This is a genomic window from Streptomyces durhamensis (assembly GCF_000725475.1).
Taxonomy (GTDB): domain Bacteria; phylum Actinomycetota; class Actinomycetes; order Streptomycetales; family Streptomycetaceae; genus Streptomyces; species Streptomyces filipinensis.
In genome coordinates this window covers 1-18,305 of the sequence record NZ_JNXR01000025.1, presented here as the reverse complement: position 1 = coordinate 18,305, position 18,305 = coordinate 1, and the positions used below count along the sequence as shown (strand labels likewise).

Below are 18,305 nucleotides of genomic sequence, written 5' to 3'. Positions count from 1 at the left end.
GGGACGGCCAGGCGATCCGCGGTCGTTCGGTGACGCCGCGGATCGCCTCGCCTCACTGCGTGTGTGTCGTGTGCGCTACCAGCGCAGGGGGAGGCTGCGCAGGCCGCGGAGCAGACTGGGCCGCCACTGGGGCGCGGCGGCGTCGTCCTCCAGGGCGAGGCGGGGGAAGCGCTGGAGCAGGTCGGTCAGCGCCACGGTGGCTTCGAGCCGGGCGAGCTGTGCTCCCAGGCAGTGGTGGATGCCGTGGCTGAAGGCGAGTTGGGCGCGGTTCTCGGTGATGTCGCGGTGGATGTCGAACCGGTCGGGGTCGGTGAATCGTGAGGGGTCGCGGTTGGCGGAGGCCAGCGACAGCACCACGCGTTCCCCCTGCGGTATCGCGGTGTCCGCCAGGGTCATGGCCTCGGCGGTGTAGCGGTAGGCGGCGACCTGGATCGGGGGCTCGTAGCGCAGCGTCTCCTCGACCGTGTTCTGCAGCAGCCCCGGGTCCGCGCGCAGGGCGGCGAGTTGGGCGGGGTTGCGCAGCAGCAGGTGGACGGCGCTGGAGACGAGGTTGACGGTCGTCTCGTGTCCGGCCACGAGCAGCAGGAAGGACATGCCGAGGAGTTCGTCCGGCGACAGGCGGTCGCTGTCCTCGTCCTGGGCGTGGGCGAGGACGTGCAGCAGGTCGGCGTCGTCCGCCAGGGGGCGGTGCCGCTTCTCCTCGATGAGGCCGGTGAGGTAGTCGGTCATCGCGGCCGTCGCGGTGGCCGCGACGGCGGCGGCCTGTGGGTCGGCGACGTCCACGAGCTTGTTGGACCAGCCCAGGAACGCCTCGCGGTCCACGGCCGGCACGCCGAGGAGTTCGCAGATGGCGGTGATCGGCAGGGGGATGGCGTAGGCGCCGACGAGGTCGGCGCCGCTCGACTCGGCCATGGTGTCGATGAGTTCACCGGAGATCTGCTCGATGCGCGCGCGCAGCTGGTTGACGCGCCGGGCGGTGAACTGGCGGGCGACGAGGGACCGGAGCCGGGTGTGGTCCGGAGGGTCCGCCTTGAGCATGTTGCGGCCGACGGCGGAGTCCTGGCCGTCCTGGTAGGAGGCCGAATGCCGGCTGTCGTTGCGCAGCCGGGGATCGGCGAGCGCGGTACGGACGGCGTCGTAGGTGAGGACCAGCCAGACCGGCTGCCCGTCGGGCATCCGTACCCGCTGGACAGGGCCTTCGGCACTGAGCGCGCGGTACGCGGTGTAGGGGTCGGTGAAGAAGTGGGGGGCGGCGGAGGTCAGTTCAGGAACCTGACCGGTGTGCATGTGGCTCCTCAGCAGTCGGACGCCCCCGACGTGCGTGCGGTGAGGAGTCGCCGTGGCCCGGCCCTCGGGCCGGGCTACGGCGGCACGGCCTACCGGCCGGTCCCCGCCGGGCGACGGGCCCTTCGCCCGGGATCCGGCAGCGCGCGGTAATCGGTCTTTCCGCTGGTGTTCAACGGGATTCGGCCGATCGCCATGAACGTGGGGGGAATCATGTAATCGGGAAGGGTGGCAGCGAGATGCGCTCGAATGTCTGCCACATCGGGCCGGCGACCTGGTGTGGGGACCAGATACGCGACGAGACGCTTGTCACCGTCCTCTGACGAGCGAACGGTGACGACGGCATCGCGGACATCGGAATGTTCGATCAGCCGTGCCTGGATTTCTCCAAGCTCGATGCGATAGCCCCGGATCTTCACTTGATCATCGATCCGGCTCATGAATTCTATCGTGTAACCGGAAGCCTGCCGTACCAAATCACCGGTCCGATACAGACGTGTTCCGGGCGCTCCGAAGGGGTTGGGCACGAAGCGTTCCGCGGTGAGGCCGGGGCGGTTGGCGTAGCCCCGGGCCAGCCCTTCACCGCCGAGATACAGTTCGCCGGTCCCGTCGTCGGGGACCGGACGTCCCGTGGAATCCAGCACATACGCCTGGGTGCGCGCGAGGGGCCGGCCGAGGAGAACCCGGTCCGGTTCCTCGGGGACCCCCCAGAACATGGACCAGATGGTCGTCTCGGTCGGCCCGTAGACATTGGTCACCTTCGCGGCCCGGCGGCGGAGTTCCGCGGCCAGCTTCACGGGCAGCGCCTCGCCCCCGACCAGGGCGCGCACCGCCGGCCGGTCGAAGCCGCAGGCCAGCAGCAGCCGCCAGCCCGAAGGGGTGGCCTGCACATCGGTGACGCCGTGCGCGTCCATCAGCCGCAGCAGGGCCATCGGGTCCTTGGCCTCGGCATCGGACGCGAGCACCACCCGGCCGCCGGACGCCAGCGGCGCGTACATCTCCACGCCCGAGATGTCGAAGGAGACCGAGGTGCTCGCGAGCCAGGTGCCGCCGTGGCCCGCCCCGGCGTCGTCGAGGATGGAGGAGACCAGGTTGACCAGCGCCCGCTGCCTGACCATGACGCCCTTGGGGGTCCCGGTCGAGCCCGAGGTGTACATGAGGTAGGCCAGCTGCTCCGGACCGGTGTGCCGGTCCGGGGCGACGGGCGGCTGCGCCTCGATGTCCGCCCGGTCGTCGTCGAGCGCGAGGACGGCCCCGCGGTATCCGGGCGGAATCCGCTCGGCCGACCGCGAGGAGCAGATGACCACGGGCGCGCCGCTGTCCGCGAGCATGTACTCGAGCCGCTGGACGGGGAGTGCGGTGTCGAGCGGCAGATACGCCGCACCCGCCTTCCACACGCCGAGGAGAGCGGGCAGCAGATCCCGTCCGCGCGGCAGGCACACCCCGATCGGGACGTCCGCCGCGGCGCCCAGCTGGATCAGCCGGCGGGCGATCCGGTTCGCCCGGTGGTCGAGTTCCCGGTAGGTGCTCGCCCGGCCGTCGGCGATCACCGCGACGGCCTCGGGCGCGGCGGCCGCCCGTGCTTCGATCAGGTCGGTCAGCAGCCCGGCGGGCGGCGTCGCGGCGTCGCGCTCCAGTGCGTTCATGGTTTCCCTTTCAGGCCCCTGCGGGTCCGGATCGTGGCAAGACGGCGAGGCGTCCGTGAGCCTCGATGCGGCGCTCATTCCGGGCGGTGCGTGGTCCGCGCGTCGTACTCCCGCAGCTCGTCCTCGGACATCTGCTCGATCTCGGCCCTGATGTGGTCCTCGACGGCGGCGGCGAGGGACCGGACGGTGGGGTGTTCGAAGACGGTCCGCAGGGAAAGGTCGATGCCGAACTCGTCCTGCAGGGTCGAGGTCATCCTGATCGCGAGGATGGAGTGCCCGCCGATCTCGAAGAAGCTCTCCTGCACGCTGATCCGCTCCCGGCCGAGGATGTCCGACCAGATCGCCGCGATGTGCTCCTCGACCGGGGTGGCGGGGGCCTCGTAACGCTCGGCGGAGCGGTCCACCGAGGGCAGGGCCTTGCGGTCCAGCTTGCCGTTCGGGGTCAGCGGAAGGGCGTCGAGGACGGCGACCGCGGAGGGCACCATGTAGGCGGGCAGCACCTCGGCGACCCGCTCGCGGACCGCGTCGGCGTCGAGCTGCCGGTCCGCGGCGCCCACCAGGTAGGCGACCAGCGACTTCTCGCCCTCCGGTGTCTCCTGCACGACCACGGCCGCACGGTCGACGCCCGGCTGGTCGGTGAGGGCCGCCTCGATCTCGCCGAGTTCGATCCGGTAGCCGCGGATCTTGACCTGGTCGTCGACGCGGCCCAGGAAGGCGATGGCGCCGTCGGGCAGGCGGCGCACCAGGTCGCCGGTGCGGTACAGCCGCGTCCCCGGGCCGCCGAAGGGGTTCGGGACGAACCGGTCGGCCGTCAGCGCGGGACGGTCGAGGTAGCCCCGGGCCAGGCCGTCACCGCCGATGTACAGCTCGCCGATCACGCCACCGGGCACGGGACGCCCGGTGTCGTCCAGGACGTGGGTCGTCATGTTCGGCAGCGGCGAGCCCAGCGGAACCGTGGTGGTCTGCTCCCCCTGGACCGGGTGGATGGTGGTGCCGATCGACGTCTCGGTGGGCCCGTACTCGTTGATCAGACGGCCGGGGCCCAGCAGCTCCAGCCAGTCGTTGGCGAGCCTGGCGGGCAGCGCCTCGCCCGCGACCAGCACCACGTTGGCCAGGCCCGCGGCCTGCTCCGGGCTGAGCTGGTGGCTCAGGAGGTCGAGGTGTCCCGGGGTGAGCTTGATGAAGCTGTACGGCCCCGAAGCCGCGAGCGCCTGCCCCAGGCCCGTCAGGTCGTCGAGGTCGGACAGCAGGTGCACCGGCTGGCCGGCCATCAGCGGCGCGTAGACGTTGGTCGCCGGCAGGTCGAAGGCGATGGACGAGAACAGCGGTGCCCCGCCCTCGCCGACGACCAGGTCGCGGGCCGCCCAGCGCAGGTGGTTGGTGAGCCCGTGCTGGGTGACCATGACCCCCTTGGGCTTGCCGGTGGAGCCCGAGGTGTAGATCACGTAGGCCAGCCGCTCGGGGTCGTGGGACCTCGACGGCGGTGCGTCGGCGCCCTCGGCGAGCCACTCCGTCTCCTGGTCGACCGTCAGCCGGGCGCCCGGGAACGACCGCGTCAGCTCGGTCAGCCCGGAGGAGCTCACCAGGATCGACGCCCCGCTGTCGGCCAGCACGTGGTTCAGCCGCTCGGCGGGGTTGGCGGGGTCGATCGGTACGTACGCCGCGCCCGCCTTCCACACCCCGAGCAGGGACTCGATGAGCTCCGGTCCCCGGTGGAGGCACACGCCCACCAGGGTGTCGGGGCCGGCCCCGAGGGAACGCAGCCGGTGGGCGATGCGGTTGGCCGCGCGGTCCATCTCCCGGTAGCTGATCCGGCGCTGACCGGCCACCAGGGCGAGGGCCTCCGGGGTCTTGGCGACCTGGGCCTCGATCACGTCGAGGGCCGAGCTGGTGTCCCACTCGGTGCGGGTGTCGTTCCAGCGGCCGGTTCCTTCGCCCCGCTCCTGGGCCGGCAGGATGTTTAGCGTGGACAGCCGGGAGGCGGGAGCCGTCACGGCGGCCGTGAGCAGCTGGACGAAGTGGCTCGCGAAGCGTTCGACGGTGCCGCGCTCGAACAGGGCTGTCGCGTACTCGACGACGCCGGTCAGCGCGCCGTCGCTCTCGGTACGCAGATACAGGGTCAGATCGGTCTTGGAGACCTGGCGGTTGCCCAGCAGCAGATCGAAGTCGCCGTCCCCGGGCATGCCCCCGGAGACCTGGACGTCGTTGAAGTTGAACGCGACCTGGTAGAGCGGCGTCCTGGACAGGTCCCGCTCCGGGCGCAGCTCCTCGACCAGGTGCTCGAAGGGCACCTCCTGATGTGCGAAGGCCGCCAGGCTGGTCTCCCGCACCCGGTCCAGGGCGTCGGAGAAGCTCAGCCCGGGATCCAGCGGGCTGCGCAGCACCAGGGAGTTGATGAAGAACCCGACGACCGGCTCGGTCTCCGGCAGGGTGCGGCCCGCGACCGGGACGCCGATGCTCACGTCCCACTGCCCGCTGTACCTGGCCAGCAGCGCCGAGAACGCGGTCAGCAGCGTCATGAAGGGGCTGGCCTCGTGCCGTCGGCCGAGGCCGATCACCTGTTCCGCCAGCGGCGCGGGGATCCTGACGGGCACCAGTGCGCCGCGCGGGTCGCGCTCCGCCGGGCGCGGACGGTCCGTCGGCAGCTCCGCGGGCACCGCGCCGCGCAGCTCCTCGCGCCAGAACGCGAGGTCCTCCGTCAGGCTGTCCTTGTCCCTGGACTTGCGCTGCCACACCGCGTAGTCCGCGTACTGGACACCCGGGGCGTCCAGTTCCGGTTCCCGGCCCGCGTGGTAGGCCGCGCAGATCTCCCGGAACTCCCGTTCCAGCACGGTGGCGGACCAGCCGTCGCAGGCGATGTGGTGGACCGTGAGGAACAGCAGCTGTTCCCGACCGGCGTGGCCGTCCTGACCGGCGGGCGCGTCCTGGCCGGCGTGGCCGTCCTGGTCGGCGCGGCGGGCCAGCAGCGCACGCCACAGCTTGCCCGAGGCGAGGTCGAAGCCGGCCTCGAACTCCTCGCGCACCAGCTGCTCCAGGTTCGTCGGGCCGTCGATCACCCGCAGGTCGACGGGGCCGGCCGGCTCGATGATCTGCAGGGGCTCGCCGGCGCGGCTGATGTAACGGGTGCGCAGGGACTCGTGGCGGGCCGAGAGCGCCTCCAGGGCCCGGCGCACCGTGTCCGGGGCGATGTCACCGGGCAGGCGCAGGAACAGGGGGACGATCCACTCCGCGCTGTCCGGGTTCATGGTGCTCAGCAGCCACACCCGTCGTTGCCCGAAGGACAGCGGGAGTGCCTCGTCGCGGGCGACGGTCTCGATCAGCGCGCGGGCCGTCCCCGCGGTCCGCACCAGCTCGGCCTGCTGCTCCACCGTGACGGCCTGGTAGAGGTCCGCGAGGGCCACGTCCTTGCCGGTGGTCAGCCGGAGCTGTTCGGACAGCTTGGCCAGCAGCAGGGAGTAGCCGCCGAGCTGGAAGAAGTCGTCCGTGGCGCCGATGTCGTCGAGGTCGAGGAGTTCCGCCCACACTTCGGCCACGGCACGCTCTTCGGGGGTGCGCGGCGCCACGTAGGGCGGGCGTTCGGAGTCGAGCAGCAGCAGGGGCTCCTCGTCCCACATCGGGTCGGCGTCGTCCTCGGCGCGGCCGAGGTGCTCCAGCGTCCCGTCGTTACGCCAGCGGACGAGGGCGCCGGTGCGCAGCATCCGGCTTCCCGGCTCGCCGTCGGGGTCGGGCAGGAAACGCTCGGCGGTCGCGCCGGACCGGCCCGCCCACGCGCCGGACACGGCGACATGCAGTTCACCGGGCAGGCCCGAGGGCAGGGGCTCGCCGAACTCGTCGAGCACGGCGATCCGCGTCCCGTCGAGCGGAGCGCCCAGCAGCGGTGCGTCGGCGCCGTGTTCGGGCTCCCCGTCGAGCAGGGTGACCGGGAGTCCGCACACGGCCTGGCCGTAACTGATCGCCAGGGTCGCCGTGGTCACGGCGGAGAGCCGCCGGTACGTCTGCGCGTCCGTGCCGGGGTCCAGCTCCGGTGCGTCGGAGCGCACCAGGCGCAGGGTGGGGCACTGCGGCCAGCCGGACAGGTCCGCCAGATCGGCGAGCAGGGGGTGGGGGACGGCCAGTACCGTGCCCTGGAACTCCGCCACCGCCGCCGGCAGCGCCGCGGCGTCCGGTGCGTCGCCGAGTGCCGGGAAGACCGCCGTGGCGCCGTTCACCAGGGTTGCCAGCAGCGCGCCGTAGACGGTGGCCTCGTCTACGGGGGCCCCGAAGACGACCCGGTCGGACGGGGACAGGTCGTGCTGCCCCGCCAGCGCGGGGGCGTACGCGGCCAGGGTCCCCCAGTCGACCACCAGACCGGAATCGCTCGCCCCGTAGCTGATGAACGCGGGATCGGCGGCATGGTTCGCCTGGTCCCCCGCCTCGTCCGGACACGAGGCGATCTCCTCCCGCACCGTGTCCAGGCACAGCACCTCGACACCGCTCCCCGGGTCGGGGGCGCTCGTGCTCGTGCTCACGCTCAGCAGAAGGCCGATCCGCGCATCGCGCGTGATCGACGCGAGCCGCTCGCCGGGGAGGGAGTCCGGCAGGAGGACGAACGCGGCTCCCGTCTTCCAGACGCCGAGGAGGGCCACGATCAGGTCGGGGGCGGACGTCAGCCGCACACCCACCGCCGTGCCCGGTCCAGCCCCGTGGCCCCTGAGGAAACAGGCCATTCGGCGGGCTTCCGTCTCGAATTCCCCATAGCTGATGTGACGACCGTCCGCTACGGCGGCAATGGCGGTCGGGGATTGCGTCGCATGCTGCGCGACGACGCGGTGCGGAAGCGAATGCCGGGTCACAACGGCTCCTGAGGTCAACAACGTAGGGACAGTGCACTCGGGGATCAGCCCGACAACGGAGCGGCAGTCCGCGGCTCAGCACACCGAACCGTCGGCCTCATGGCCGGCGGAGGTTCAAACGAGGCATGTCCGCACAGGCGTCGGTGATTCTCCGCTGCCGCATCGTCAGTGTGTGCGGGTGCTCTATATCGGCCCTATACGAGTGGGCGCCCGCCGGTAAAGCAATACGCCGATGCCCGGGAGATTCGGATTCTCCCGGGCATCGGCGCGGTCGGCGGGGGAAAGGAGCGGCGGCGCAGCGCCCCTCAGTGCACCTGGATTCCTCCGCTGTGGGTCTTGACCGTGATCTGGTGCGGGGCGTTCCGGTCGACCGGGAGCTGGACGTCGGGCGTGGAGTCGGAACTCGTGGCGTCGATGTAGTAGCGGGAGCCGTGCGGCACACGCAGGTCGACGGCCCCGTCGCCGGTCGCGATGTTCACGTCGGTCGGAGCGCTCACGAAGCCCGCGTCGACCGCGCCCGCGCCGGTGGTCACGCTGGCGCGCGCGGAACGGCTGTCGGCCAGGGTCACCGCGCCGTCACCGGTGTGCAGGTTCAGGGGACCGGACGCGTTGTCCACGTCGATGGCGCCGCTGCCCGTGCGCAGATCGAGCCGCCCCTTCAGATCGCTGGCGGAGATCGCCGGGCCACCGGTGTCCGCCTTGACGGCCAGGTCCGCCGGCAGCTTGATGTGGAGCTGCACCGAGCAACCGCCCCCGGGGCACGTGCCGACGACGGACAGGCCCTGCCCGGACGGCTTCACCGAGACCTGGGGGGCGCCGTCGTCGTACCCTCCGGTGGCCTTGACCTCGAGGTGCGACGAATCGCCGGGGCTCAGGGAGACGCCCATACCGTCGGTGTGCACCTCCAGCAGTTTCCGGCCGCTCGCGTCGGCCTGCCAGGAGTGGGTGTAGGGGTGGTTCGGACGCAGCAGTTCGACGGTGCCCCAGCCGGCGAGAGCAATGACCGCGACGAGAACGGCGAGACCGCCGTAAATGATTCCACGGCGCTTTTTCGATGCCATACTTTGTCAAGCTCCCAGATAGCGTAGAACAGCGAGTACCCGGCGGTGGTCCCCCGCTTCGGGCTGCAAGCCGAATTTGGTGAAGATGCTGCGGATGTACTTTTCCACCGCAGCGGCACCGATGACCAGTTCAGTCGCGATGCCGGCGTTCGAGCGGCCCTGCGCCATCGCGTTGAGGACCTCCCGCTCACGGGGCGTCAGTGACGCCAGGGGATCCCTTTTCCGGCTGCGCGCCAGCAACTGCTTGACCACTTCGGGATCCAGCACGGTGTCACCGTCGTTGATGCGCTGCAACGCGGCCACGAATTCGGCGGCGTCGGACACCCTGTCCTTGAGCAGATAGCCGATGCCGTTGTCGTTGCTGTCGATCAGGTCGAAGGCGTACCGCTCCTCCACGTACTGCGACAGCACCAGCACACCGACGTCGGGCCACCGGCTGCGGATCACGAGCGCCGCCCGCAGTCCCTCGTCGATGAACGTGGGCGGCATGCGGACATCCACCACACAGACGTCGGGCTCGTGCTCGGCCACGGCGCGCAACAGCGCTTCGCCGTCACCGACCGCGGCAACCACATCGATGTCCTCCTCCTCGAGAAGCAGGACGATTCCCTCGCGCAGCAGCGCGGAATCCTCGGCGATCACTACCCGCATGGAATCTCCACCTCGATCACGGTCGGTCCACCGACGGGGCTGTCGATGCGCAGCCGGCCGTCCACTCCTGAGATACGGCCCTCCAGGCCGGAAAGGCCGCTGCCGCGGGCGGGATCCGCTCCGCCCCGCCCGTCGTCGCCGATCGTCATGGTGAGCAGGTCGCCCTCCCGTTTGATCTCCACCCAGGCACGGCTGGCCCCGGCGTGCTTGGCGACGTTGGTCAGCGTCTCCGTCACCGTGAAGTACGCGACGGCCTCCACGGTGGCCGAGGGCCGCGGTTCGGCGTCGACATCGAGTCGCACGGGTACGGGCGCCAGGGCGATGACGGCGGAGAGCGCCGCTTCCAGACCCCGGTCGGTGAGCACCGGCGGGTGCAGGCCGCGCGCCAGGTTCCGCAGTTCCGTGATGGTGTACAGCGTCTCGCGGCGGACGTCCTCCACCAGCTTGCCGGTCACCTCGTCCCCCGACTTCCTGAGCCGGGAACTGGCCCGACCCAGCGTCATGGACATGGCCACCAGTCGTTGTTGCGCCCCGTCGTGGAGGTCACGTTCGATGCGTCGGCGTTCCGCCTCGGCCGCGTCGACGACCTTGGCGCGGCTCGCGGTCAGATCCTGGACGCGCTGCCGCAGTTCCATGCCCGCGGGCCGCGACAGGAGGGTGCGCCCGAGGAAGCTGTCGAGGGCCATGAGGGGCCTGACCAGCAACGGCGAGAACACCGCGCCGAAGAGTAGCGCCAGGCCCGCTACCAGCAGCATCGACGGCAGCCCGGCCAGCACCCACGGCCCGATCTGCACCTGCCCCCGGGGCAGCAGCTGGTAGTAGGCCGGCAGCAGCACCAGCATCAGCGGCACCGCCCAGACCAGCGCCACACCCACGGTGGTCACCGTGGACACCCCGATCAGCAGGGTGAAGTAGGTGACCAGCCGCCAGGTGCAACGGCTGCGCAGAAGCCCGGTGACGGACTCCAGCGACCGCCACGACCAAGGCGGTTGCGGCGGTTCGGAGATCCTCGCCCCGGAGGTGATGGCGAAGCGCATGCGCTCCAGGGCCGCGAGCTGGTAGAGGGCCCATCCCGCGGCCACGGTGACGGGCAGCCCCACCAGTCCGAAGGGCACCGCGCACAGCCCCGTCCCCAGGACCGTGAGCACGGCCAGGCCGGCCATGGCCATGACGCCGTCCAAGGCCAGGTGGGCGCAGACACGCCACAGAGCCGACGACGCCAGTGCCCGTAACGGGTTACGGGGCACCGTCACATCCGGCGTCCCGGCGCCGGCACCGTCGCCGTCCTGAACCTTCTGAGCAGTGTTTCCGGTCAACTCATCGCCCGACTCTCGTTCCGTGAGAGCTGGACGAGGTGTCCACCTGTCTCACGCCGTTCCGTCGACAGGACCGTAGCCGAGCCGATGCGGGCAGGTCAGCGAGGAGATCCGACGGATGAGAGGTAGGGATAACCCGCCCAAGGGCTCGTGGGTTCACGTGGCCGACCGCGGGCGTCCGGAGCAGCACAGTGGAGGTATGACAGAGCGACAACTGACCGTGGGCAGCCAGTCGGCAGGACTCGACGAGCACGAGGCCGACCAGTTCCTCGTCCGCTACGGCGACACCATCGACGACCGCATCGGTGAGATCCTCGACGAGCTCCTCGAGGAACGGATGCGGCAGCATCAGCGCGTCCCCGTCCTGCCCTTGACGACCACGGTAGTCGCCGCCACTGTCATCTCCCTGATCCTTACGTGGTACAGCCCCCTGGCCGTCGCGGTCGTCTGGTGCGCGACCGCGGTGATCTGTGTGTCACTGACACACGCCGCTCGGCTGTCCAAGCATCGGTAGCCGCACCGGGCTGGTCGCCAGCATGGTGACGGCGCGCGTCCACGACCGCGGCGGCGGGGTCATGTGTAACGCCGCGGGAGTCTCCTCGACTATCTCGGCCGCCAAGAGATACAGCAGATCGTGGAGCCGGTAGAGCAGTCGCTCCTTGTGGTCCACGCCCGTGACGTTGAGAAGCCCCACGTCGACCAGGGCCTCCATCATCCGTTCGGCGCTTTCCACCGGCATCCGCAGTTTGGCGGCGATCTCCTCGGGAGAGACCGCTCCTCGTCCCGTGGGCGCCAGACGGCACAGGAAGTCGCGGATTTCCGCCGGCAGCCGGTTCACGGACAGATACAGACTCCGCCGTACATCGAGATCCCCCACATGCAACTCGTCGAGCCTGGTGCGGGGATTACTCAGCCGGGCCACGAGCCGGGATGCGGACCATTGCGGCCGGGCCGCGAGGCGGGTTCCCACGATCCGCAGGGCCAGGGGCAGACCGGCGCAATGGGCGATGATTTTCTCCGTCTCGCCCGAGGTGCCGCTCGTCCGCCTGTCGCCCGCCACCTTCGAGAGCAGCAGGAATGCATCGACGTCGTCCATGGGATTCACCACGAGGGTGTTCGCCTCGGCGACACTGGCTATTCGGGTGCGCCCGGTGATGAGCACGGTGGGTTCCGCCGTGTTGGGCAGAAGCGGCTCCAGCTGCAGATCGCCGACAGCGTTGTCGAGGAAGACGAGCACCCGCTTGCCGAAGGTGGCGGCGCGGAACAGCCGCACCAGGTCGTCCTGGCTCTCCCGGCACGCATCCGGCCGTTCACCGAGCGCCCGCAGGAGAGCGACCAGGATTTCCTTAGTCTCCTTGGGCTCGCCGTCCGCATCGCAGAGATTGACGTATATCTGACCGTCCGGGAAGGCCTCGCGCATGTCGTGGGCGGCCTGCAGGGCGAGTGCCGTCTTGCCGACTCCGCCCATGCCGACGACCAGGAAGCGACGCGACGGCGCGTGCCCGATACCGCCGTTCGCCGGCCGCAGAAGACCGCAGAGGTTTTCCAGCAGCTCCTTCCTGCCGACGAAGTCCGGAAGGGCCGGCGGAAGAGAGACCGGCGCACCCGTACGGACGACCGGCTGTATGTCGGCCTCGCGTTGCGGCGACGCGTCGAGGTCGCCGTTGAGCACCGCCTGGTACGCGTCGGTGAGCGTCGACGAGGGATCGATCCCCAGCTCGTCGGAGAGCACCTGACGGCCCTCGTAGTAGACGTGCAGCGCATCGGCCTGCCGGCCGCACCGGTACAGCGCGGTCATGAGATGGGCCCGCAGCCGTTCCCGTACCGGGTATGCGGCGACGAGGCCGGTGAGTTCCGCGATGAGTTCCTGGTGCATGCCGAGGGCCAGGTCAGCCTCTATGCGCTGCTCCAGTACGGTGGCCCAGGCCTCCTCCAGCTGCGGCACATACGCCTGCGCCAGCTGGGGTGTGACATTGGCCAGCGCGCCGCCGCTCCACAGCGCGAGGGCCTCGCGCAGCGTCTGGGCCGCCTCCGTGTGGCGCCCCTCTTCCAGGGCGGTCCCGCCGCAGCGCCCCAACCGGTCGAACTCGGCCACGTCGACCTGGGCATCGCGGACGTCCAGCAGGTATCCGGGCTGGCGGCGGATGAACTCCACCTCCGCGCCCAGCCTCTTGCGCAGCCGAGATATATAGGTGTATATCTGCGCGTTCACCGTCTTGGGCGGGTTCCATCCCCACAGAAGTGAGATGAGACGCTCGTCCGAGACCACTTTTCCCCGAGCCAGCAGCAGAGCCGCCAGCAAGGTGTTCTCCTTGGCTCCGGATAATTCTATTGGCTTTCCGCCCCTCTTGACTCCAACGGAACCAAGCAGCTGGAAATCCATACTTCCCCCGTCTATGCTGTAGATATCGTGACTCTCACGTAAAAGCGGCAGTGCTGGCCACACTGCGTCCCAAAAGGGACAAGCCACCGTGATCGATACCAAAGCGAAAATACCACGCGAGAAGGAGCCCCGAGCTCAAGCGCGTTCTGTGGCGCAATGCAGGGGGTGAGGCAGGGCCGAGCCGGAGCATGCCGATGATTCAAGCGGTACTCCCCTATTCTTCCCCTTCTCTTTCCTCCCCGTTTCCTTCTCTTACCCTGACGCACCCGTTTACCGGGATTAACCAGGTCAGCTTCATGCTACCACTCCATGCAGATGGCATCCATGTGGGTTCTGTGAGCCTATGCGCCGGAAATCAGACAGGGCCTCGGACGGAAGACGACCAAAAACGGCCGCTCACCTTGCTATGTGCGGCCGGCTTCATCCGCGCCACCCTCGGCGGGAGTCAGCGTTACAGCCACCAACACAGTCAGGAACAGGACGAAAGCACCGACGACGATACTGGTCGCCGTGACACCGAAGCACTCGATCACGTACCCGCCGGCCACCGCCCCCACCGCATTCGCGCCGGACAAGAGAAAGCTGCTCGCACCGCTGACCCGGCCCTGCAGCTCATCCGGTGTGATCCGCATTTGGTACACCGCACCAATGACGTTGAACAGGCTCGCCACATAGGAAATTCCGGCCAGGATGCAGGCGAGGGCCACCGGATCACTCGTGGCCACGGCCAGCGGTATGAGCATCGTCCACAGCGCGAACCCGACCACCATCGAGCGGTGGAAAGTCAGCCTGCGGGTGGCCCAGGGCGCGTGGAGCGCGCCCAGCACCCCGCCCACCCCGCCCGCGCCGAGCACGACGCCGACGACGGTGGGCGAGTGCCCGCCCTTGCGGATCGTCACCATCACGGCCAGCAGGAGCACCTGGAACACCAGGTTGCTCCCCGCGAACACACCGGTGACACGTCTGGCGTACCTGCGCTGCCACAGCCAGCGAAGGCCCTCCGTGATGTCGACGTGAAGAGGCTGCCGCGGGGCGGGGTGCGGCGGCTTGAAGCCCCGTCTGAGCAGTAGGAGCAGCAGCACGGCGACGGCGTTCGCGACGGCGTTGACCGCGAAGGGCAGCCATCTCGCCAGCGTGAACAGCAGACCGCTGCCCGGCTGGCCGAGCAGTCCGATCGCGGCTCCGCGCACCTCGTTCTGCGCCATGGCCTCGGGCAGTTGTCCCGGGGCCACCACATGCCGGACCATGGCGCGCTCGGCCAGCTGACCCACCAGCACGAGCGCGGCCTGGACGAACGCCGCGGCCATCAGGCCCGGCAGCCAGAACCAGCCTCCCGCCTCGGCCGCGGCGACGCCGCCGACCGCGAGGAGGCCGACGACGTCACACCAGAGCATCAGCCTTCTGCGGTCCACCCGGTCGACCAGCGCACCGGCCGGCAGCTGGACCAGGAAGCTCGGCAGCGCGGCGGCGAACGTCACCAGTCCGGTGGCGCTCGCCGAGCCGGTGTGCCACAGGGCCAGCAGCGGATAGGCCACCATCGTGAACGAGGTACCGAGCCGCGAGATCCCGGAGCTCACCCACAGCCGGATGAAGTCGGCGTTCTTGCGCAGGGGCGGCACGCTGCCGCCGGCCGTGACCGACTGCTCGGTCACGGCCGTGGGCTCCGTCATCAGTCCCGGCCCGATCCGTCGACGTTGCCCTGCTCCCGCCGCACGGCCTCGTCCATGGCCCGCTGCCAGACCCCGGCCATCCGGGTCCGCCCGGACAGCACGGTGGCGATGAGGTGCTTGACCAGTTCACGGCCGCTCACCGAGTTGCTCAGCATCACCAGGCCGAGCCCGGAGTGCGCGCGCATCCAGGTCATCGCCTGGTAGCCGGCCGCCTGTCCGCCGTGGCCGAACTCCATGTCGCCACCGGTGGTGTCGATGATGGTGCTCCAGCCGTAGGCACGATCGGACTGGGGTGTGAGCATCTGCCGCACCAGCTCGGTGTCGACCAGGCCCGCCTCCCGCCCCAGGTAGCCACGGCGCACTTCGGCGGCGAACCCGGCGAGGTCGGCGGCCGTCGTCCACAGACCGCCGCCGGCTGCCTCCGGGTTGACGTAGTAGCCGTCGGACATCTGCCTGCCCACCTCGTCGTGGCCCCGCGCGAAACTGCGTCCGGCGGTGTCCGGGAACCGCGGGTCGAAGCTGCTGTCGTCCATGCCCAGCGGCTCGAAGACCAAGCGGCGGGTGAGATCGGGGTACGACTCCCCCGTCAGGTCGACCATGACCTGCTGGAGCACGGAGAAGCCGGTCAGGCTCTTCCGGAACACCTTGCCCGGAGTCTCCTCCATCGCGACCGGCGGGGTCTTGGCCGGAGGACGCCCGTTCAGCACGTCCAGCAGCGTCGGCACCGGATCGAACCGGTGATACCCGTCGGCGAGAGGCGGATGCTGGGCGAACCCTCCGAGGTTCGCCAGGAGCATCCTCGCCGTGACCGGGTGCCCCGGCGCGGAGGGAACGCGCCACGACGTCAGGTACTCGTTGAGATCCCGGTCGAGGTCGAGCCTGCCCTCCGACACCAGTCGCAGGACCGTGAACGTCGTCACGTGCTTGCTGATGGAACCGGCGGCGAACACGGTGTCCGGGGTGACCGGCTCGGAATCCGCGGCACCGACCCGGCCGAAGCTCCTCACCTCGGCGGCCACCCCGTCCTGGAGCAGCGCAAGGCTGACACCCGGGATCTCGTGCTCGGCCATCACCTTCTCCACCTCGGCCACGGTCGCCTGGAAGGCCGCCGGCCCGGAGCGCCGGGCGCCCTTGCCGACAGCGCCGGCCCCCTGCCGCAGCACCGCGCTCAGCTCGTCCACCTGCTCGTCGGCCAGTCGCTGGACGGTCCGCGGGTCGTGCACGGCCGTGCTGTGGGTCCACCGGAGATAGAGCTGGTCCCCGACGAGGTATGCCTCGACCTCCAGCAGATGCGCGCGCATCGCGTCATCGGCACCGACCGGTGCGACCCGGTCCGGGACGAACACCAGCGTGGCGTCACCGCCCGGCGCCTGCCGCGGAGCGAAGGTGAAACCGACCTCCGGCGTGGGCAGCGTGGCCAGTTCCTCCGCCACATCGGCGTCGGGCGCCAGATGGCGGAGCAGCCCGTATCCATGACTCGGCTCCGGAAGGGTGCGCAGCTGCCGTGCCACCGACCGCAGAGCGGCCGTGGCGTCGCCGCCGCCCGGAACACGCAGCGACACCGGGAAGCTGTCGGTCAGCGGGCCGACCGTACGGGCCAGGGCCTCACCACGGTCCGGGTCGTGGCGCGGGTCGACGGTGACGTCGATGTCCACGCGCTCCGCCCCGGCCCAGCGGGCCAGTGTCCGCGCCAGCGTACCCAGCAGCAGATGCTCGGGGTGCGCCTCGTCCAGCAGCGCACCGGTCAGTTCGGCCGACAGGGTCGCGGTGACGCTGCTGCCGGTGACGTTCGTGTTGTGCTCCCGTGCGTGCTCGACGGGCAGGGCCGTCGCATCGGGCCGGTTCAGCCACACACCGGCCTGATCCAGCACCTCGTCGGAGAACGCCTGCTCCGCCATGTCCCGCGCCCATGCGTGCAGGGGCGTGACCACCGCCGGCAGGGTCACCGGCCGCCCTTCGGCGCTCTGCCGGTACGCGACGTTCAGGTCACCGAGCACGACGGACCACGAGTACGGGTCGAGAGCCGAGTCGAGGGCCGTGAGCCACAGCTCGCCCGGCGTCCCCTCCTCGAACCGGACCAGTGTTCCCCGGATCACCGAGCCCTGCCCGGCGTCGAGGGCGGCACGCGCCTGGACCAACGCCTCGGTCATGGCAGCCGACCGGTCGTCGGCGGACACCGCACCCAGGTCGAGTACGTGAACCAGCGCCTCGTCCGGCAGCTCCGCCAACCGGGCCCGCGCGCCGGGACCCTGGCCGCTGTACCTGAGACGGAGAGCCTCATGGTGCTGCACCACTTCCCGCAGCGCCCGTTCGAGAGCGTCGGCATCAGCCGCCCCACTCAACGGCAGCCGGACCGTCCGGCCCGCCGAGGAGTCGGTGCCCAGCCACTTGAGGTGGCCCGGCAGCAGCGGCATCCCTTCCTCGACCGGGAAGCGGTCCTCGTCCGCCTCGATCATCTGCGCCAGTTCACCGAGGCTCCGCGCCTGGAGCACCAGCCACATGGACAGCGGAACCCCGGCCTCCTGAGCCACGGACAGCAGTCGTACCGCGCGGATGGAGTCGCCGCCGAGGTCGAAGAAGCTGTCCTCGACACCGACCCGTTCCACGCCCAGGACGTCGGACCAGATCGCGGCCAGCCGCTCCTCCAACGGGGTGCGCGGGGCGACGTAGTGGCTCGCCGAGAACATCTCCGCCTCGGGAGCCGGCAGGGCACGGTGGTCGACCTTGCCACTGTTGGTCAGCGGAACCCGCTCGATCTCCACGAACGCCGCCGGGACCATGTACTCCGGCAGACTCGACCCAAGGTGACGCCGCAGGTCAGCCGCATCGAAGGCGGTGTCGGCGACCACGTAGGCGAAGCGAACCGTCCTGCAGGCGCTGCACCAGGTCACCGGTGCGGTAGAGCCGGGAACCGGCCGGACCGAACGGGCTCGGCACGAACCGCTCCGCCGTCAGATCAGCACGCCCCATATAACCGCGTGCCAGACCCGCACCACCGATGAACAGCTCACCACTGACACCATCTGCCACGGGGCGGCCGTTGGAGTCGAGCACATACAGGTCGGTGTTGGCCAGCGGCACACCGATCGAGACCGACTCGGTCTCCTCGGGCACCTCCCAGCACGTCGACCAGATCGTCGTCTCCGTCGGGCCGTACACGTTCACCAGACGCTGAGTCCTGGCACGCAGCTCACGCGCCAACTCCGGCGAACACGCCTCGCCACCCACCAGCGCCGTCACACCGGCGGCCGCAAACCCGGCCGCGAGCATCAAGCGCCAGCCCGACGGCGTCAACTGCACATGCGTGATCTCGTTCGCGTTGATCAGCGCTACGAGTGCTTCGGCGTCCTTGACCTGGTCGGCCGACGCCATCACCACACACCCGCCGGTGACCAGCGGCAGGAACAGCTCCAGCCCCGAAATGTCGAACGAGATCGACGTCGACGCCAGCCACACGCTCTC

At 70.2% G+C, this 18,305-nt stretch carries 11 protein-coding genes; 1 reads left to right on the top strand and 10 read right to left on the bottom strand.

Features of this window, described 5'->3' with window-relative positions; genetic code table 11:
* Positions 1 to 75: 75 nt before the first annotated feature.
* The 6 genes from IO33_RS0131475 to IO33_RS0131450 all read right to left on the bottom strand — a co-directional run bounded on the left by IO33_RS0131475 (position 76) and on the right by IO33_RS0131450 (position 10,727).
* Positions 76 to 1,287, bottom strand: coding sequence for a cytochrome P450 family protein (locus tag IO33_RS0131475; protein WP_031171258.1), 1,212 nt, complete (start codon positions 1,285 to 1,287; stop codon positions 76 to 78).
* Positions 1,288 to 1,376: 89 nt separating this feature from the next.
* Positions 1,377 to 2,930 (bottom strand): amino acid adenylation domain-containing protein, encoded by a 1,554-nt coding sequence (locus tag IO33_RS0131470; RefSeq protein WP_051927088.1) that lies wholly within the window; start codon positions 2,928 to 2,930, stop codon positions 1,377 to 1,379.
* Positions 2,931 to 3,004: 74 nt separating this feature from the next.
* The gene (locus IO33_RS0131465) at positions 3,005 to 7,762 is read right to left on the bottom strand and encodes a non-ribosomal peptide synthetase (RefSeq protein ID WP_037686454.1); all 4,758 of its coding nucleotides are present in this window, start codon (positions 7,760 to 7,762) and stop codon (positions 3,005 to 3,007) included.
* A gap of 305 nt (positions 7,763 to 8,067) precedes the next feature.
* Positions 8,068 to 8,823 carry a DUF4097 family beta strand repeat-containing protein gene (locus IO33_RS0131460; protein ID WP_031171252.1) on the bottom strand — a complete coding sequence of 252 codons (756 nt, stop codon included), beginning with the start codon at positions 8,821 to 8,823 and terminating at the stop codon, positions 8,068 to 8,070.
* Positions 8,824 to 8,829: 6 nt separating this feature from the next.
* Positions 8,830 to 9,474: a response regulator transcription factor gene (locus IO33_RS0131455; protein ID WP_031171250.1), complete on the bottom strand. Its 645-nt coding sequence runs from the start codon at positions 9,472 to 9,474 to the stop codon at positions 8,830 to 8,832.
* Positions 9,465 to 10,727: a sensor histidine kinase gene (locus IO33_RS0131450; protein ID WP_031171248.1), complete on the bottom strand. Its 1,263-nt coding sequence runs from the start codon at positions 10,725 to 10,727 to the stop codon at positions 9,465 to 9,467. Before IO33_RS0131450 ends, IO33_RS0131455 begins: the two co-directional genes overlap by 10 nt.
* A 262-nt stretch (positions 10,728 to 10,989) precedes the next feature.
* Here IO33_RS0131450 and IO33_RS0131445 point away from each other — a divergent pair, with 262 nt between their 5' ends.
* Entirely contained in the window at positions 10,990 to 11,304 is a 315-nt protein-coding gene (locus IO33_RS0131445) for a hypothetical protein (RefSeq protein WP_031171246.1), read from the top strand.
* Here the strand turns inward: IO33_RS0131445 and IO33_RS0131440 are convergent.
* The 4 genes from IO33_RS0131440 to IO33_RS0131425 form a co-directional block, all read right to left on the bottom strand.
* Positions 11,266 to 13,173, bottom strand: coding sequence for an AfsR/SARP family transcriptional regulator (locus IO33_RS0131440; protein WP_078963977.1), 1,908 nt, complete (start codon positions 13,171 to 13,173; stop codon positions 11,266 to 11,268). The two genes, IO33_RS0131445 and IO33_RS0131440, sit on opposite strands and share 39 nt — an antisense overlap.
* A 404-nt stretch (positions 13,174 to 13,577) precedes the next feature.
* Positions 13,578 to 14,843, bottom strand: coding sequence for an MFS transporter (locus IO33_RS0131435; RefSeq protein WP_051927085.1), 1,266 nt, complete (start codon positions 14,841 to 14,843; stop codon positions 13,578 to 13,580).
* The gene (locus IO33_RS44645) at positions 14,843 to 17,623 is read right to left on the bottom strand and encodes a serine hydrolase domain-containing protein (RefSeq protein WP_245235931.1); all 2,781 of its coding nucleotides are present in this window, start codon (positions 17,621 to 17,623) and stop codon (positions 14,843 to 14,845) included. The genes IO33_RS0131435 and IO33_RS44645 overlap by 1 nt, the downstream gene beginning before the upstream one ends.
* A gap of 37 nt (positions 17,624 to 17,660) precedes the next feature.
* The coding region (locus tag IO33_RS0131425) for an AMP-binding protein (protein WP_031171240.1) at positions 17,661 to 18,305 on the bottom strand (645 nt) is incomplete at its 5' end.